The 17,299-nt window shown below is 71.1% G+C and carries 15 protein-coding genes; 9 read left to right on the forward strand and 6 right to left on the reverse strand.

The window, feature by feature from the left end:
- Window positions 1-14 precede the first annotated feature (14 nt).
- Together ABD250_RS12480 and ABD250_RS12485 are read right to left on the reverse strand one after the other, a co-directional pair.
- Window positions 15-209, reverse strand: a complete 195-nt coding sequence (locus ABD250_RS12480) for a ferredoxin (RefSeq protein WP_095717092.1) — start codon at window positions 207-209, stop codon at window positions 15-17.
- 53 nt (window positions 210-262) lie between these two features.
- The gene (locus ABD250_RS12485; RefSeq protein ID WP_182658088.1) at window positions 263-1,777 is read right to left on the reverse strand and encodes a fatty acid desaturase; all 1,515 of its coding nucleotides are present in this window, start codon (window positions 1,775-1,777) and stop codon (window positions 263-265) included.
- Between the two features lie 204 nt (window positions 1,778-1,981).
- Here ABD250_RS12485 and ABD250_RS12490 point away from each other — a divergent pair, with 204 nt between their 5' ends.
- A complete protein-coding gene (locus ABD250_RS12490) occupies window positions 1,982-2,455 on the forward strand; it encodes a DUF4442 domain-containing protein (RefSeq protein ID WP_017837455.1) in 474 nt (157 codons plus the stop codon).
- Between the two features lie 68 nt (window positions 2,456-2,523).
- Window positions 2,524-3,723 (forward strand): TerC/Alx family metal homeostasis membrane protein, encoded by a 1,200-nt coding sequence (locus ABD250_RS12495; protein ID WP_095717090.1) that lies wholly within the window; start codon window positions 2,524-2,526, stop codon window positions 3,721-3,723.
- Window positions 3,724-3,730: 7 nt separating this feature from the next.
- Here ABD250_RS12495 and ABD250_RS12500 read toward each other — a convergent pair whose 3' ends face one another.
- Window positions 3,731-4,753 carry a hypothetical protein gene (locus ABD250_RS12500; RefSeq protein WP_344392563.1) on the reverse strand — a complete coding sequence of 341 codons (1,023 nt, stop codon included), beginning with the start codon at window positions 4,751-4,753 and terminating at the stop codon, window positions 3,731-3,733.
- Between the two features lie 236 nt (window positions 4,754-4,989).
- On the opposite strand from ABD250_RS12500, the gene ABD250_RS12505 reads away from it, so the two are divergent.
- Window positions 4,990-6,486: a metallophosphoesterase family protein gene (locus ABD250_RS12505; protein ID WP_182659177.1), complete on the forward strand. Its 1,497-nt coding sequence runs from the start codon at window positions 4,990-4,992 to the stop codon at window positions 6,484-6,486.
- Between the two features lie 46 nt (window positions 6,487-6,532).
- Here the strand turns inward: ABD250_RS12505 and ABD250_RS12510 are convergent, their stop codons facing one another.
- Both ABD250_RS12510 and ABD250_RS12515 read right to left on the reverse strand, forming a co-directional pair.
- Entirely contained in the window at window positions 6,533-8,404 is a 1,872-nt protein-coding gene (locus ABD250_RS12510; RefSeq protein ID WP_182659178.1) for a glycosyltransferase, read from the reverse strand.
- 112 nt (window positions 8,405-8,516) lie between these two features.
- Window positions 8,517-9,023 carry a GtrA family protein gene (locus ABD250_RS12515; protein WP_338404226.1) on the reverse strand — a complete coding sequence of 169 codons (507 nt, stop codon included), beginning with the start codon at window positions 9,021-9,023 and terminating at the stop codon, window positions 8,517-8,519.
- A 328-nt stretch (window positions 9,024-9,351) separates the two neighbouring features.
- Here ABD250_RS12515 and ABD250_RS12520 point away from each other — a divergent pair, with 328 nt between their 5' ends.
- Window positions 9,352-9,534: a hypothetical protein gene (locus ABD250_RS12520; protein WP_182610805.1), complete on the forward strand. Its 183-nt coding sequence runs from the start codon at window positions 9,352-9,354 to the stop codon at window positions 9,532-9,534.
- 88 nt (window positions 9,535-9,622) lie between these two features.
- Here the strand turns inward: ABD250_RS12520 and ABD250_RS12525 are convergent, their stop codons facing one another.
- The gene (locus ABD250_RS12525) at window positions 9,623-10,393 is read right to left on the reverse strand and encodes an ABC transporter permease (RefSeq protein ID WP_338404227.1); all 771 of its coding nucleotides are present in this window, start codon (window positions 10,391-10,393) and stop codon (window positions 9,623-9,625) included.
- Window positions 10,394-10,486: 93 nt separating this feature from the next.
- Between ABD250_RS12525 and ABD250_RS12530 the strand changes: the two genes are divergently transcribed.
- From ABD250_RS12530 to ABD250_RS12550, 5 genes are all read left to right on the forward strand, one after another.
- The gene (locus ABD250_RS12530) at window positions 10,487-11,887 is read left to right on the forward strand and encodes a lipase family protein (protein WP_344392567.1); all 1,401 of its coding nucleotides are present in this window, start codon (window positions 10,487-10,489) and stop codon (window positions 11,885-11,887) included.
- 127 nt (window positions 11,888-12,014) lie between these two features.
- Window positions 12,015-12,629 carry a hypothetical protein gene (locus tag ABD250_RS12535; protein ID WP_182659397.1) on the forward strand — a complete coding sequence of 205 codons (615 nt, stop codon included), beginning with the start codon at window positions 12,015-12,017 and terminating at the stop codon, window positions 12,627-12,629.
- Window positions 12,630-12,835: 206 nt separating this feature from the next.
- Window positions 12,836-14,284: a decaprenylphosphoryl-beta-D-ribose oxidase gene (gene dprE1, locus ABD250_RS12540; protein ID WP_182659396.1), complete on the forward strand. Its 1,449-nt coding sequence runs from the start codon at window positions 12,836-12,838 to the stop codon at window positions 14,282-14,284.
- A gap of 285 nt (window positions 14,285-14,569) precedes the next feature.
- The gene (gene dprE2, locus ABD250_RS12545; RefSeq protein ID WP_017837464.1) at window positions 14,570-15,331 is read left to right on the forward strand and encodes a decaprenylphospho-beta-D-erythro-pentofuranosid-2-ulose 2-reductase; all 762 of its coding nucleotides are present in this window, start codon (window positions 14,570-14,572) and stop codon (window positions 15,329-15,331) included.
- Window positions 15,332-15,333: 2 nt separating this feature from the next.
- Complete coding sequence (locus ABD250_RS12550; RefSeq protein ID WP_344392571.1) at window positions 15,334-17,295, forward strand: arabinofuranosyltransferase; 1,962 nt, start codon at window positions 15,334-15,336, stop codon at window positions 17,293-17,295.
- Window positions 17,296-17,299: the final 4 nt, after the last annotated feature.

Here is a 17,299-nt window from a genome sequence, read left to right on the forward strand (position 1 = left end):
CTCTGGCCGACGGCCTACCCGGCCTCGCGGAGCGCCGCCATCGGGCACTTCTCGATGGCCTTGCGAGCCCTCTTCTGGAGTTCCTCGGGGACCTCCTCCACGAGCAGGCGCACCACCTCGTCGTCGTCGCCCAGGGCGAAGACCTTCGGGGCGAGGCCGACGCACACCGCCTGCCCCTCGCACCGGTCCGGGTCGATCGCGATCTTCATGGGAAACCTCCTGGTTGGAACACTGGGTACACGGGTGTCACGGCCTGGCGGTATCAGCTCACCGGCACGAAGTCGACCTTGTCCCGGACGCCACAGTCCGGGCACTGCCAGTCGTCGGGGATCGCCGACCACGGCGTGCCGGGGGCGAAGCCCTCCCGCGGCTCACCCAGCGACTCGACGTAGTGGTGGCCACAGTTGGGGCAGGCATAGGTGCCGATCGGCGAGACGGCGCCGCGGACGGCGTCCACGTCGGGCTCGGGATCCAGGACGGCGGTCGCGGTGGTGGCAGAAGCGGTGGCGGCCGGGGCGGAGGACCGGGTGGTCGCGATGCTCGTGCCGGTGGCCGACGGGTCGGCGTAGCGCGCGAGGATCCGCTCCCGCGTGGACGGCTGGATGTTGGCCCGGGTGACGTCGCCCTCGTAGTGGTCGAGCACCCGGTGGTCCATGATCCTGCGCCAGATCGGCGGGAAGTAGGCCACCACGATGAGCGCGGCGTACCCGGCGGGCAACTGCGGGGCGTCGTCGGTGGTGCGCAGCACCTGGTAGCGGCGCATCGGGTTGGCGTGATGGTCCGAGTGACGCTGCAGGTGGTAGAGGAAGATGTTGGTCACCAGGTGGTCGGAGTTCCACGAGTGCTCGGGCCGGCACCGCTGGTAGCGGCCGCTGTCGAGCTTCTTGCGGCGCAGTCCGTAGTGCTCGAGGTAGTTGACGACCTCCAGCAGGCTGAACCCGTACACCGCCTGCAGGATCAGCCAGGGCAGGACCTCGAGTCCGAAGGCGGCGGTGAGGCCGCCGAACAGGACCAGCGTCATGAGCCAGGCGTTGATGTTGTCGTTACGCAGGGTCCACGGTGACTTGCCGAGGCGCTCGAGACGGTTCTTCTCCAGTTCCCAGGCCGAGATGAGGGAACCGATGACGCTCCGCGGGAGGAAGGCCCAGAACGACTCGCCCAGGCGCGAGCTGGCCGGGTCCTCCGGGGTGGCGACGCGGGCGTGGTGACCGCGGTTGTGCTCGATGTAGAAGTGCCCGTAGGCCGTGGTGGCGAGTGCGATCTTGGACAGCCACTTCTCGGAGTTCTGGATCTTGTGTCCGAGTTCGTGGGCGGTGTTGATGCCGATGCCCCCCGCGATGCCCACGGCCCAGGCGACGCCGATCTTGGCCACCAGACCCAGCCCGCCCTCGTGGCCGAAGAACGACAGGTCGTCCGCGGTCCACAGGTAGCAGGCGACGATCAGGGCGGCGTACTGCACCGGGAGGTACAGGTACGTGCACCACCGATAGAACGGGTCGGCCTCCAGGCGTTCGATGACCTCCTCCGGCGGGTTCCGACCGTCCACCCCGACGACCATGTCGAGTAGGGGGATGAAGACGAACACGACGAAGGGGGCGACGAACCACGCCACGACCGCGGCGGTGCCCCACCCGGCGTGGGAGAACCACGAGAACAACCCGAGAGAGATGAACAGGGCGCCGGCGGGGATGAGCCCGAGCAGCCACAGGTATCGCTTGCCGTCAGTCCAGGGGTACGGCTGCGCCGCGGTCTCCCTTGCCTGTAGGTCGGTGTGCATCACAAGACTCCCTTGATCGAACCCGGCAGCATGTGTCGCACGCCACCTAGAGCGTCAAATCTAGACAAAAAGTAGCCGTTTGTCTAGACAGGGACCCTCTTTTTGTCCAGAGACCTCGTCGGGCACCCTGCCCCGCAGGCCCGCCTCCGTGCGCCCGCTCGACCGTGGGCCGGAACTGACTCACGAGTAAGTTAGGATCGGCGCGTGCCCAAGACCCTGCTGCACCGCTACACCTCCAGTCCCCGCGCGTTCCCCCTGCTGGCCTCGCTGTACCCCCCTCTGCTCGGGTCCGGGATCCGCATCCGGCACATCGCCCCGGACTGGACCCGCGGGGAGCTGAGCATGCACGTCGCACCGTGGACCGCCAACACCAACGGCACCGCGTTCGGCGGCGCACTGTTCGCCGCGACCGACGTCCTCTACGGGGCCCTGCTGTCCGGGCAGCTCGGTGGCGGGTACCAGGTGTGGACCAAGAGCGCGACGATCGACTTCCGAGCCCCCGGCCGGGGCCGACTGCGGTGCGTGGTGGACGTCCCCGGCCCGGAGGCGGACGCCATCCGGGAGCGACTGGCCGACCATCCGAGCACCAGCGTCGTCCACACCGCGGTGGTGAGCGACAGCCGCGGCACGACGGTCGTGGAGGCGCAGCACACGATGTTCATCCGACGGAAGAGCTGACCGCAGGCGATCCGGCCCGAGGCGCGTAGGATTATCCGGTCCCCGGCCCTCCTCGGAAAGGAATCCCGTTGGGAGCCACCCCGCTCGCCTGGTCGCTGTCCGTCGGACTGATCGTCGGACTTCTCCTGTTCGACTACTTCTTCCACGTTCGCAAGGAACACATCCCGACGCTCAGGGAGTCGGCCATCTGGTCGGCGATGTACGTGGGGATCGCGATCGTCTTCGGCTTCCTCGTGTGGATCTTCGGCGGAAACCAGATGGGCGTCGAGTACTTCGCCGGTTACATCACCGAGAAGGCGCTCTCGGTGGACAACCTGTTCGTCTTCCTGCTCCTGCTGACCAGCTTCAAGGTCCCGCGCGCGGGACAGCAGAAGGCACTCCTGTTCGGCATCGTGTTCTCGATCATCGCCCGGACCGGGTTCATCTTCGTCGGCGCGGCGCTGCTCAACGCGTTCAGCGCGCTGTTCTACGTGTTCGGACTGTTCCTCATCATCACCGCGGGCCGTCTCCTGGCCGAGGACGACGAGGACGACGACGCCGACAACGTCGTGGTGCGCCTGGCCAAGAAGTTCATCCCGGCGACCGATCACTACGACCACGACAAGCTGTTCACCATCGAGAACGGCAAGAAGGTCATGACGCCGATGATGATCGTCATGGTGGCGATCGGCGGCACCGACATCATGTTCGCGCTGGACTCGATCCCCGCGATCTTCGGCCTCACCCAGAACGTCTTCATCGTCTTCACCGCGACCACGTTCTCGCTGCTCGGTCTGCGCCAGCTCTACTTCCTGCTGGACGGTCTTCTCGACCGCCTCGTCTACCTCAAGTACGGCCTCGCGGCGATCCTCGGCTTCATCGGCGTCAAGCTGATCCTCCACGCCCTGCACGAGAACAACCTGCCGTTCATCAACCAGGGCGAGCACGTCGACGTGGTGGAGGTACCCACCTACCTGTCACTGGGCGTCATCGTGGCCGTACTCGTGGTCACCGTCGTGGCCTCCCTCGTGAGCCCGGCCGGCAAGGCGCTCACCGTGCTCGGCAACCTCAAGCGGCACTCGCACGAGTACCTCAACAAGAACTTCACCGACGACCCCGTCGAGCGCGCCAAGCTGTGGGCCAAGATCCTCGACAACGAGGACAAGCTCAAGTCGATCGACCGGAAGTACTTCGGCTCCGAGGGCGACGTCTGGGAACTCGAACAGCTGCTGCGCAGGGTCTGGGACGATCACGCCCGCTACGAGCGCGCCACCGACTACACCCGCTGACCGGCGACTACGCGCTCCGACCGGCCCACATCCCGAGCGGGTCGGCGACCGGTTCCCCGGGAAGCGGTGGGAGCAGCAGGGCCCCCGGCCACAGTGACCGCAGCGCCGGGAGCACGCCACCCACACCCGGGTCGGGGGCCTGCCCACACGGTCGCGCGCCGCCCAGGGCCGGGCGTCGAGCGCCTCCCGGAGCGGCCGGCCCCCGGACAACGATGACCGACCAGCCCGCACGGCGGATCGCCGCGCGGTAGCGCTCGGCCGCGACCCCGTCCAGCGGGCCCCTCGACCCGCCCGTGAACACCACCACACACCGGGCGGCCGGGTCGGCCAGCGGTAGCGACACCTCACGCCCGGCGATCCTGATCGTGTTCCCCTCGGAGAAGCCGCCGAACCCCGCCTCCGCCAACCGGAGCCGGGCGCGGGTCGACTCCGCGGATCCCGATCGCGGCTCGACCGCGGCGACCACGTCCGCGAACCGGCGGGCCCCCCGGCCGGACGGGTGCCCGGCCGCCGCCGCGAGCAGCCCCGCCAGTCCTGGGATTGCCGCACACACCCTCTCCACCGCCACCACCGCGTCTTCGAGCTTCAGATCGCAGGCCAGGTCCCGGCAGGTGCGCAGCGGCGTGGTGACCCGGATCCCGCCCAGTTCGGTGACGGAGGCCGGTGGCAACGCGCCGTAGCGGTACACCCGTCCCTCGCGGGACCGACGCGTGGCCGGGAGCCAGATCTCGGGCGGCGCATCGGCCGGAGCCGAGTCGTCCCCCCACAGCAGCGCAGCGCTGCGCCCACGCAAGACCCCCTCGGGCCAGTTCCTGGCCAGCGCCTCGCTGCGCAGGCGGAGGTCGTCCACCTGGTCATCCCGGCGGTAGATCCCGTGCCAGATCCGAACGTAGCGACCGCGGTCCCGTGGATCGGGAACGGCCGCGGCGAGTTCGGCGGTCGTCAACGGCCCCGGTGGCAGCCCTTCCGGGCCCTGCGGGGCGGGCCCGCCACCGGCCGGGGAAGTCGGGAAGGAAGTGAGAGTGTCCATACCGGACACAGTGCTGCACGCCACCGTCGGCCCCGGGCTGTGGAGGTGCCCTGGTGGGCGTGCCTGTGGACCGACGGGGCCTGTGGATGACATCCGTACATGGGCAGGCTGAGGCGGTCGACGAGTCCGGCGGCGGTCCAGAGGAACCCGGGTCCGCGTGGAACCACGTCACTCCGATGACGCGAATAAGGATTCTTGTGCCGATAGGCTCGAGCCTCATGGACCCCCGGTCTCCGATGACCCGCCGTCAAGCCCTCGCCGTCGGCCTCGGGGCGACCGGGTCCATGCTCCTCGGTGGTGGCGCGGCCGGCGCGCAGCCACCTGGGGCACCAGGGGCGGCAGCGAACGTGCTCGGCTACTGGGGCTCCAGCCCGGGATCCACCTCCGGTGTCCCCTCGGGGTTGCACGGCGGAATGGTCGCGACGGATCTCGAGGTAGTGACGGTGACCGACACGTCGGTCACCTTCTCCTGGGCGACTCTCCACGGCCCCCGGCTGCCGTACGGACCCGAACAGCAGACCGTGCCCGCCGACTCCGAGGTCCTGCTCGGCCCAGCCGATGCCCGTGGCCCTCTACGCGTGGTGCACTACGACGCCGCTCCGCGCGGCGTCCATCTCGTCACGATCACCGGCCTCGAACCCGGCCGCGAGTACGCGTTCGAATGCCGCTCTCACGGTGTCCGGGCGCAGGCGTCTCTCGTCGGCACCAACCAGGCGTGGTCGCCGGAGCGAACCGGGAGGGTCACCACTCTCACGCCGCCGTCGGGCCGCCGCATCTCCACGATCGCGATTCTCAACGACACCCATGTCGGCGAGACGCGCCACGGCATCATCGTCAACGACATGCCGACGCCGATCACGCAGCGGCAGAGTCTGCCTCCGTACGCGGAGGTCATGCTCGTCGGAGCACTGACCGAACTGCGCGCGCGACGTCCCGACACCCTCATCGTCAACGGAGACTGCACTGACGAGGCACGCCCCGCTGAAGTGCAGACTTTCCGCCGGATCATGGACGGCTACGGCCGTTTCGGCGTCGACTGGAACGTGACGCGCGGCAATCACGACCGGCCCCACCGTCCTGCACAGGACCCGGGCGCCGGCTACGAGAGCGTCCCGGTGCTCGACGGGACGGCCGATCACCGGGACGTGTGGGGCGCCGAGTTCGTCCCGCGTCAGGAACTGTGGACGACCGATGTCGGGAACCTGCGGATCCTCGGCGTCGACAGCTGCATGCTCGACGCGTCGGGAGGCGAGATCCTGCCCGGGCAGATGGATCAGATCGCCTCCACACTCCAGGCTGACCCGGACCGGCCGACCATCCTGTTCGCGCATCACCCCGTGACGGAAGAAGCGGCCAGGACGAACGTCGGCCAGCGCGGGTTCGTCCTCAACCAGTCGGACTCGATCACGCTGCAGACCCACCTCGCCCACGCACCGGGGGTCTTTCTCATGGGCGCCGGGCACACTCACCGTGCACGCCGGACCGCGCCGGACCGGGCGCCGGGCGTCGACTTCGTCGAGACTGGTGCCACCAAGGCCTACCCCGGCGGGTACACACTGTTGACGTTGTTCGAGGGCGGCTACATGGTCAACTTCCACCGGATCGCCCACGAGCACGCCATCGAGTGGACCTCGCGATCACGGTGGGGCGCCTACGGCCTCGAGGCCGAGTACCTGCTCGGCACGACCGACCACCGGAACTACGTCGTCCACCGGGATCTCTCCGGACTGTAGCCGGGCCACCCGGCCGGAACCGGACACCAGGCGAAGGGGAACTCCCCTACACCCCGTACAGCCGCGCCCAGTTCTCCCGCGTGGTGAGGCGGGCCTGCGCCTCGCGCCACCGTTCCTGGGCCGCGGGGGCCTCGCGGATGAACCGCGCGAGCAGGGCGGCCAGGCGCTTCTGCAGTTCCGTGACCCGCTGCGGGTCGACCTTGCGGTGGTGCACCCCGGTCTGGGAGGCGTCGGTCACGTAGACCTCGTCGAAGAGCGAGACGTGCCACCAGGCCGCGTCCTCGTAGGGGACGGCCACGACGCCGCCGCGCTGCCGTCCGAGCTTCTGGACGAGCAGCCGTTTGACCAGCACCTGGTCCTCGCGGTCCTCTCGGGGGATCCCCACCTTGCGCTCCACCCTGATCCCCGCGGGTAGGGCGTCGACGGCGAGCTTGGCCGTCTCGGGGTATCCCGCGCGTTCGGCGCGGATCGCGGCCAGGGCGGCCTGCCCGCCGTCGCCGACGCCGTGGGCACCGTCGGGGCCGTCGAGGAACGCCTCGATTCCGCGCATGCGGGTGGCGGCGAGGCCATACTGCATGGCCACGAGCGCCCGCAGGACGCTCCGGCCCAGGACCCTGGCCATCGCGCGCGGGTCGATCCCCTGGCGGAGGGCGGCGGTGGTCAGCGAGTTCCGCATCGAGAAGAACTGACCGAAGTCGTCGCCGTCCTTCCAGTAGAAGTCGGCGTGCCACACGGCCGCCCCCTGGAGGGTGCAGGTGGGCATCCCGGCCTGTCGGCACCGCAACCCGTACTCGATGTCGTCCCACTGGAAGAAGTACGGCAGGGGCAGCCCCACCCTCTCCACTGCCTCCCCGGGCACCAGGCAGGACCACCACGCGTTGTACTCGGCGTCCACCCGCCGCTCCTGCCGGTTCTCGACCACGGACTGGTCGCGCAGGGCGAACTCGTCCGCGTCCAGGCCGCCCTCGAGCTGGTCGAGCTGCGTGCGCTCGGCCGAGACCAGCAGGTAGTCCGGGTTGAACAGGTACAGCATCTGCGCGCCGACGAGCATCGGCTCGCGGGTGACGGCCGCGAAGGCGAACAGCCGCAACACCGTCTCGGGCTCGACCCTCACGTCGTCGTCCATGAGCAGCACGTCCACCGGCCCGGTGGACCCGGGGGCGGTGGCCTCGAACATCCCGCGGCTGAACCCGCCGGCGCCGCCGAGATTGGGCTGGCGCAGGTAGTGCAGCCGCTCGCCGAACTCCCCGGCCGCGCGCCGGAACGCCTCCCGCGTCTCGACCAGGTCGGTGCCCTGATCCGTCACGTAGAGGTCGTCGATGAGTTCGGCCACCAACGGGTCCGAGGCCAGCGAGTCGACGGTCGCGGCGCAGTCGTCCGCCCTGTTGAAGGTGCAGATGGCCACCGCCGCGCGGCGGGCCGGGCTCGTCGTCGTCACACTCCACGTCACCTCGGACACGGTCGCCGCCGCGTCCACGGCGTGGAACTCCAGCCACATCGCGCCGCCGTCGACGAAGGTGTCCACCGGTACGTGCAACACCGCCATGCCGTCCCCGTGGTGGTGGAACACGTCCACGGTGCGCACGTGGGACCCGATGTCGGACGCGCGGACCAGGACGTCGAGTCGCCCCTCGGACTCCACCGCGACCCGCACGGTGAGGCTGGTGACCGTGGTCCAGCGCTGCCAGTAGGAGGCCTCGAACCGGCCGAAGTAGGTGTTGGTGTCGACGACGGCCCCGGCGTCCAGGTGCACCTCGGCGCGCGTGCGGCGCACGACCCCCCGCACGATCCGCGAGTACAGGTCGTCGTTGACCCATTTTCGCGGGCCCGAGAACAGGGTGCGCTGCAACAGCAGGTCGCGCTCGTCGGGGGCGGAACCGGCGTCGGCACCTGCGGCTGTCACGGTGGTGGCGTCCATGTGGCGGGTGCTCCTGGGGAATCGGTGCGGAGGTCGTCTCACTCCCGGGCGGCTGGTGGCCCGGACGCGCCGTCCAGGCTAACCCCGGCCGGGCGGTAACCCGGGAGGGCGGTCAGCGCACCCGGAAGATCACGGTCCGCTGGACGATGAAGTTGGTGACCGTGGCCACGCCCTGCGCGATGACGTAGCCGATCGTCGTGGCCCAGAAGGTGCTCCAGCCCAGGCCGTGGAACCACGGCACCAGCAGCATGAACAGGCCCCACTGCACGCCGAACATCAGCGCGTACAGGCCCATCGTGGCGACGAAGCGGGCGCGGGAGGGCTCGGCCTGGAACGTCCACCGGCGGTTGAGCGAGTACGCCGTGAGGGTGCCCGCCACGAAGGACAGCGCCTTGGCCGGTCCGTAGCCCAGACCGAACAGCATCAACAACTGCAGCAGGCCGTAGTCGACGACCGCGGACAGGACACCGGTCACGAAGAACCTGGTGACCTGCGTCTTCAGGTCGGTAGGTCGCGCCGGATCGGATTCGTGTCGGGCTTCGAGAGGATCGACGGCCCCGCGCAGGGAGTCGAGGACGGAATCGTCCGGGAAGTCCGCGCCGCCGGTAGGTGTACTCACCAGGACAGCGTAGGTCCCGGCCGCCCCGCACGAACACCGGCACGACGACTTGTGCTCGTCTGCCGGACGTGCCATTGTCGTTCCATCGCGCGCCCACCAGCGCGCCTCTGGTCGAACAGACGGGCGGCACCTCCGCCGAAAGCGTTCGATTCCGCAGGAGCGATCAGTTCCGGCCACCCCATCTCCTCACGGCGTCCACACCACCAGGTCCGCGCCACTCCCCCGGGTGAGCCGTCGTCGCCTCCGCACCGCATCGCCGGAAGGACCCGTCGGCACCGCCCGTGGCGGCCCGTCGTCGATCCTTCTCCCGACGACCAGGAGGAACCCCGTGTCCCAGTACCGCAACCCGACCCTCAACACCGCGCCGACCGTGTTCTCCTACACGCCGACCGGGCGGGCGATCCCGACGTCCTCCCCCCTGCGCACGCCCAACCGTCGCCCGGCGGCGCCGTCGTGCACACCCACCGGTCGCGTGGTCCTCTCGACGCCGACCACGCGCGGCTCCGCCTGAGGCGAGGCCGATACGCCGCTCTCGCGCGCGGCGTCCACCGAGGCCCACCGGCCGGGCATGGATGTCGCGCGCGAGGCGTCCCTCGGCCCTACAACCGGTCCGAGGCCACCAGCGCGGTGGTCACGACCAGTGCGATCGCGCCGCAGGCGAGGATCCCGGTCGAGACGAACAGTTGCATGACGCCGGCCTGCCACGGCTCGGCGCCGCCGAGGACCATGCCCACAAAGGCCCCCGGGATGGTCACCAGGCCGATCGTCCGCGTCTGGTCCAATGACGGGGAGAGTGCGGTCGCGGCGGCCTCACGGCACACCATCATCCTCGCCGGGTAGTCGGTGAACCCGAGCGACAGCGCGGCTTCCACCTCACCGTGGCGCGCGTCCAGCTCATCGTGGGCACGCCGCCCCGCCAACCCGACGATCGCCATCGCGTTGCCCATGTAGATGCCCACCACGGGGATGATCGACAGACCGTTCGGGTGCACCACCCCCGCGGCGAGCAGGCCACCCACCACCACGACGGGAGGCACCGCGACGGGGAGTGCGCACCACAGCGCGTCGCGCACCGTGGCCCGGGGTGTGACCGTCCGCGGAGCGCTGCGCTGGGCCAGTCGTCTCGCCGCCGCCCACGATGCCGTCGTCGCCATCACGAGCACGAACACACCGACCAGCCACACACGGTCGGCTACGTAGCCGATGACGAGGGCGAGGACGATGAGCTGTAGCGCGGCGCGGATCGAGGCCCACGGGACCTCGCGCTCCAACCCCGTCCGCCCCAACCAGGCGACCACGGCCCCGATGAGGACGAACAGCACGACGGCCACCGCGAGGGCGGGGCCGATCTCGATCATCGTGGAGCCCACTCGAGGAGCGTACGTCGCGGGTCGGGCATTTCGTCGCACACCCGACGTACCGATCTCCGGGGCCACCGGGATCGTCCGCGCTACGGTACGCGCATGTTCTCGCGACACCCCTCTCGTCCCGGAACCGTGATCGCCACCGTGGTTCTCGCGGCGGCGTGTGTGGTCGCGGGTTCCCCCGCCGTCGCCCAGCCCGGGCCGGTGGATCGACCGCCGAGCGCGCTCTCGGCCGACCCGCCCGATCCCCTGGCCGCGTTCCGTCCGGCCCCACCCCACGAGCGGACCCCGGAGCGGTACCTGCCGAGCCCCTCCCCGGACCCCTGGTACTCCTCCCCGCCCGAGGTGGACCCCCGCACCGCGCCCGGCACGGTCCTGGCCACACGGCCGGTGACGATCCCTCCGCACAATGTGCGCAACTTCGGCCGCGGGTGGCAGGTCCTGGTCCAGAGCTCCGACTCCCACGACCGCCCGCAGCAGATCGTGTCCACGATCATCGAACCGGCCACGCCGTGGCCCGGGCCGGATCCGCGACCGCTGGTCTCGTTCAACGTCACGATCGACTCGCTGGGGCTGACGTGCATGCCCTCGCACGTCCTGCCCCACGAGTTCAACCTGGAACTGCCGCCCTTCCTGCAGATCCTCGCCGACCGTGGCTACGGACTCGTGATCACGGACTTCCAGGGCCCCAGGGCCGCATACGCCGCGGGGCGCGCCAACGGGCGTGCGGTGCTGGACGGGATCCGGGCGGCCCGCGACTTCGTCCCGCCCGGCGGCCCGGGCCCGCTGTTCGCCGACGCGCGCGTGGTCCAGGTGGGCTACTCCGGTGGGGGCATCGCCACGGGGTGGGCCGCGCAACTCCAGCCGGTGTACGCGCCCGAGCTCACCGGGGTGCTGGTCGGATCCTCCGTCGGCGGGGTCCCCGCCGACTACGCGGACCTGGTCGACACGATGGACGGGAACCTCGCCTCCGGCCTCTACCGAGCCGCCGTGCTGGGGCTGGCCCGCGAGTACCCGCAGTTGTACCCGCTACTCAGCGACACCGGTGACGTGGTGGCGCACCACCTCCGGGACGCCTGCGCGGCCGCCAACACGGCGGGCGGACTCGCGCCCTTCCCCCTGTCGACGCTCACCGACGTCGACCCCCGGACCGACCCCACGGTGCGGGAGGTGTTGGCCCGGAACCGGCTGGGCCGGGCCGACCCCGCCCACGGGGCGGATCCCCGTGAGGTCCCCACCGGGCCGGTGCAGGTATGGCACGGCGACGCGACGGTCCCGATCGGTCCCGGTCCCGGATCCTCCCAGGGGCCCGGGGACCCCTTCATCCCCGAGTGGACCGCCCGCAGGCTGGCCGACGAGTGGTGCGTGGCGGGGGCGGACGTGGAGTACACGCCCGTCGCCGGTGAACACGTCCTCGCCGCCTACACAGCGGTCGGACCGGCGCTGGACTGGGTCGACGACCGCGCCCGCGGCGTGCCGTTCACCACGGGGTGCCGCTGACCAGGCGCGCGAGTCGGGGAAGACGTCTCGTCCCGCGTCCGAACCAGCCCCGGGGGAGCGCCCCGGACAGGCGACGCCGGTTAGGTGCCACGCGTAACGCGGGTCGGGCGACGGACGATCCACGGACATGAGGGGCCCCCACCGGACACGCACAGCCGCGGTACTGGCGGCCGCCGCGCTCGCCCTGGGAGTGACCGCGGGCATCGGACCGGCATCTGCGACGCCGCCGCCGGAGAGCCCGTGGGGGTCGTTGGGCGTGGCCGCGCTGGGCTCGTACGACGCCGGCGCCGGCTTTCTCGATGCGGGATCGGCTCTCGCCGGCTCGTCCCGCGGTGGCGAACTCGCACCCGGGGTGCAGGTCTACCGCGTGGTGGGCGTGGAGACGTTCTGCGTGGGCATCCTCGGTTACTACCGCACCTCGTGCCGCTGGGAGAGGCTGGAGCGGATCGGGTCCCCGCTCGACACCCCCACCCACGCCAAGTACGCGATCGCCGGGGTCGCCCTGCCCCCCACCGTCTACCTGGACGTCGAGGCGGGCACCGGCTGGGTCGGCGCGAACCCGCGCGACTATGAGCTCAGCCCCGGGACCCGCCTCACCTCCCTGGATCGACTGGCCACGATGCGCACCACCCCTCAGGTGGCGGTCCCGGGAGTGCCCGGGACGATCGCCGGTGGGGTCGCGTTCGGCGACTACCCGTGGCCGTTCGGCCCCGTCACCCCACCCCTGCCCGGGAGCCGTTAGGGCACGTCCTGCGGCGCTCTCTCCCACACGAGCGCCCCCGTCGATGGCGTCCGGCCCGTCCCGCTGCGCAGGCGCCAGTTCACCGCCGGGGGCGACTGTGTCACGGGCGGTCAGGCGCGGGCGCGGATGCCCGCGGGAGGGTCGTGCGCGTCACGCCGGGCCGCTGCGGCATGGGTTCGATGCCCGCGAGCGGTAACCTCGACCGGGTGAGCACCACGCAGCAGACCCCCCCGGCCGAGTCCGCCCTGGACACCGAACTCAAGCGACTCACCGGCTGGGGACGCACCTCGCCGGCCGTGAGCCATGTGCTCACCCCGCGCTCGGTGGAGGAGATCTCGGCGGCCGTCGCGGCGGTCAACGACGCCAACGCCTCCGGTCCCGCACACCTGCGGCGCGGGGTCGTGGCCCGGGGACTCGGCCGCTCGTACGGGGACAGCGCGCAGAACTCCGGCGGCCTCGTGCTGGACATGAGCCGCTTCAACCGCATCCACGAGCTCAACGCCGAGAAGGCGCTCGCCGTGGTCGACGCCGGTGTGAACCTGGACCAGCTCATGCGCGCCGCCCTGCCGTTCGGCCTGTGGGTGCCGGTCCTGCCGGGCACGCGCCAGGTCACCGTGGGCGGGGCGATCGGACACGACATCCACGGCAAGAACCACCACTCGGCGGGGTCGTTCGGCAACCACGTCACCCGGATGGAGCTGCTCGTCGCGGACGGCCGGGTCCTCACCCTCGAGCCCGGCGGGACGTCCGACGACCCCGGGGGCACGCTCTTCTGGGCCACGGTGGGCGGCAACGGCCTCACCGGCGTGGTCCTCAAGGTGTGGATCGCCATGACCCGCACCGAGACCGCCTTCTTCCTGGCCGACTCCGATCAGACGGCCTCGCTCGACGAGACCATCGCGCTGCACACCGACGGCTCCGAGTCGAAGTACACCTACTCCTCGGCGTGGTTCGACGCGATCAGCGCGCCGCCCAAGCTCGGCCGCGCCGCCGTCTCCCGCGGGTCGCTCGCCACGCTGGCCCAGCTCGAGGAATACGCACCCACGCTCGCCAAGGACCCGCTGGCCATGAACGCCAAGCCGCTGGTCACGTTCCCGGACGTGTTCCCCAACGGTCTGGCCAACAAGTTCACCTTCGGCCCCATCGGCGAGGTCTACTACCGCCTCGGCGGCACCTCGCGGAACAAGATCAAGACCCTCCCGGCCTTCTATCACATGCTCGATCTCTTCGGGGAGTGGAACCGCGCGTACGGGTCCGACGGCTTCCTGCAGTACCAGTTCATCGTCCCGCCCGGGGCGGTCGACGGGTTCAAGGAAATCATCGGCGACATCCAGCGGTCGGGCCACTACTCGTTCCTCAACGTGTTCAAGCTCTTCGGACCCGGCAACCAGGCCCCGCTCTCGTTCCCCATGGAGGGGTGGAACGTGTGCGTGGACTTCCCCATCAACGACCGCCTGAACGCGTTCGTCAACGAGCTCGACGCCAAGGTCATGTCGATGGGCGGCCGGCTCTACACCGCCAAGGACTCGCGGGTCCCGGCCGAGCGTTTCCACGCCATGTACCCGCAGATCGACTCGTGGATCGCCACGCGCCGCGGGATCGACCCCCACGGGGTCTTCGTCTCCGACATGGGCCGGCGTCTCGAACTGCTCTGACCCGGGGGCTGTACAGGCGGTCGTCGGCGGGCCCACAATAGGGTGACCCCGGACGACGAGGGTCGCCCGGAGGCCGATCGGGAGTCCGCCATGATCCTCCGCACTGTCGCCGCCGCCGTCGTCCTCGTCGCCGTCTCCCCGCCGTCCACCGCGTGGAGACGGGCACCGCGCAGGCCGCCCCCGGCGCCTCCCGAGGTCCGTCCGCCCTCACGGGGTCCGGGCTCCGACGGGTAGTCCCGGCCACCTTCCCCGATCCGGCGGGAAGGCCTCGGTAGACTCCTGCGCATGATCAATGCCGTCGGCGTCCCCCAGACCCTGCTCCTGCTCGGGGGCACCTCCGAGATCGGCCTGGCGATCTGCGGGGAATACCTCCAGCAGGGGCCGATGCGCGTCGTGCTGGCCTGCCTCCCCGGAGACCCGGGCATCGAGGACGCGCGCGCCGAGATGACGGCCGCCGGGGCCACCGCCGTCGACGTGGTGGACTTCGACGCCGCCGCCACCGACTCCCACCCGGCCGCCTTCGAGCAGATCTTCGCCGGGGGCGACGTCGACGTGGCGATCGTGGCGTTCGGCCTGCTCGGGGAGAACGAGGAACTGTGGTCCGATCAGCGCAAGGCCGTGCAGATCGCCCAGGTCAACTACACCGGCGCCGTCTCGGTGGGCGTGCTGCTCGCCGAGCGGATGAAGGCGCAGGGTTACGGCCGGATCATCGCCATGAGTTCGGCCGCCGGACTCCGCGCCCGCCGCTCCAACTTCGTCTACGGCTCCACCAAGGCCGGACTCGACTCCTTCTACACGGGCCTGGGCTACGCGCTCGACGAGTACGGGGTGGACGTCCTGGTGATCCGCCCGGGTCAGGTCCGCACCCGCATGTCCGCGCACGTCAAAGAGGCACCGCTCACCATCAACAAGGACGACGTCGCCCGCATCGCGGTCAAGAAGTCCGGGGCGGGCAAGGGCGCCGTCTTCGCCCCCGCCGCGTTCGGCGGCGTCATGGCCGTGCTCACCCACGTGCCGCGCCCGATCTTCCGCAAGCTCCCCTTCTGACCATGCCGGTGGCGCTCCGGGGGCCGGGCCTGGCGGCCGCGGCGACGCTGCTGGCCGCGGCCGTCACCGCCGTGGTCCTGATCGGCTTCTCCCTCGTCTCGTTCCCCGCCTACGGCAACTCCAACGTCCTGCGGGCGCTCACGGTCGTGGGCCAGACCGCCGCGTTCGCGATGGTGGTGGCGGGCGTGCTGTGCGCGCGCGCCGGGGAGCGGCCGGGCGGTCGGGCGGCACTGGTCCGCGTGGGCAAGCTCGCCGCCCCCACCGGGTCGGCTCTGCTCGTGGCCTCGACCCTCGGCATCCCACTCGCCGCGTCCCGCCTGTACCTGCACGGTGTGAGCGTGGACCAGGAGTTCCGCACCCAGTTCCTCGGCCGCTCGGCAACCTCACTCGGGCTCCCCGACATGGCCTACGCCGACCTGCCGTCCTTCTACCCGTCGGGGTGGTTCTGGCTGGGTGGACGCTTCGCGAACCTCGCCGGTCTGGAGGGCTGGGCCGCGTACAAGCCGTGGTCGATCCTCTCGCTCGCGGTGGCCGCCGCGCTGGTCACGGTGCTCTGGACCCGCCTGCTGCGCACCGACCTCGGCGCGGTGGTCGGCGTGGTCTCCACGGCGGTGATGCTGGCCTACGGCAGCCCGGAGCCCTACGGGGCGGTGGTGGCGCTGTTCATCCCGCCGATACTGATCCTGGCCTGGCACGCCGTGAACCCCACCGCCCCGAGCGCCGGCCGCGGTGCGGCGGTGGCCACCACCCTGTTCCTGGGCGCCTCGGCCAGCACGTACACGCTGTACACGGGCCTGGCCGCGGGCACCGTGGTCCTCATGGCGTTCGTCGCCACCGTCGCCGCGATGGCCCGCCGACACCGCCGGCACCCCGGGGGCGCCCGGCCCGCGACGTTCCCGCTGTGGCTGCCCACGGCCCGGCTCGTGGCGATCGGTGTCGGGTCGGTCCTCATCGCCCTGGTGGTGTGGGCGCCCTACCTGCTCGCCGCGCTGCGCGGTGCCCCGGCGGACTCCGGGACCGCCATGCACTACCTCCCGGACGCCGGCGCCCGCCTGCCGCTGCCGATGACCGCTGGCGGCCTGACCGGGTGGGTGTGCCTGGCCGGACTGGTGTGGATCGTCGCCCGGGCGTGGACCTCGCGCCGCGCTCAGGCACTGGGCCTGGGCGTCGTGGCCGTGTACCTGTGGAGCCTGGCGTCCATGGCGGTCACCGTGCTGGGCACCACCATGCTGGGCTTCCGTCTCGAGCCGGTGCTCATCCTGCTGCTCGTGGTGGCCGGGGTGTTCGCGATCGCCGAGCTCGCCGGACTCGCGGTGCGGGCCGCGGGACGCCAGGGCGGCGCCGACCGACCCGCCGCCGAGGCCGCCGACCGGCGTCGCCGGGCCACCGCCGTCGTGGGCGTCGTGGCCACCCTCGCCGCACTCGCCCACGCGCAGGGGATCCCCGATCACCTGCACGAGGAGATCCGGCTGGCCTACACGGACACCGACGGCGACGGTGAGCGAGCCGACCGCTTCCCTCCCGGGCCCGAGTCCCACTACGCCGAGGTCGACAGGGTCATCCTCGAGGCGTTCCCGGGCCGGGAGAAGACCGACCTCGTCGTCGTCAGCACCGCCGACGCCTTCCTGGCCTACCACCCGTACCTGGCCTACCAGGCCGTCACCTCCCACTACGCCAACCCGCTCGGCCGGTACGACGAGCGCAACGAGGCGATGATCGGCTGGGAGGACGCCACCAGCGGCGACGAGCTGTACGCCATGATGAACGCCACCCCGTGGCGGCGCCCGGACGCCGTGGTCGCCCGCCCCTCGGGTTCCGGGTACGCGCTGCGCCTGGCCGAGGACACCTACCCCAACGACCCCAACGTGCGCCGGTTCGGCGTCACCATCCCCGCCGAGGCCGTGGAGGGCCCCCACTTCGAGGTCCACGACGTCGGACCGTTCGCCGTGATCGTGGTGCGATGAGGTG

It is taken from the genome of Dietzia cercidiphylli, assembly GCF_039531545.1.
GTDB lineage: Bacteria > Actinomycetota > Actinomycetes > Mycobacteriales > Mycobacteriaceae > Dietzia > Dietzia natronolimnaea.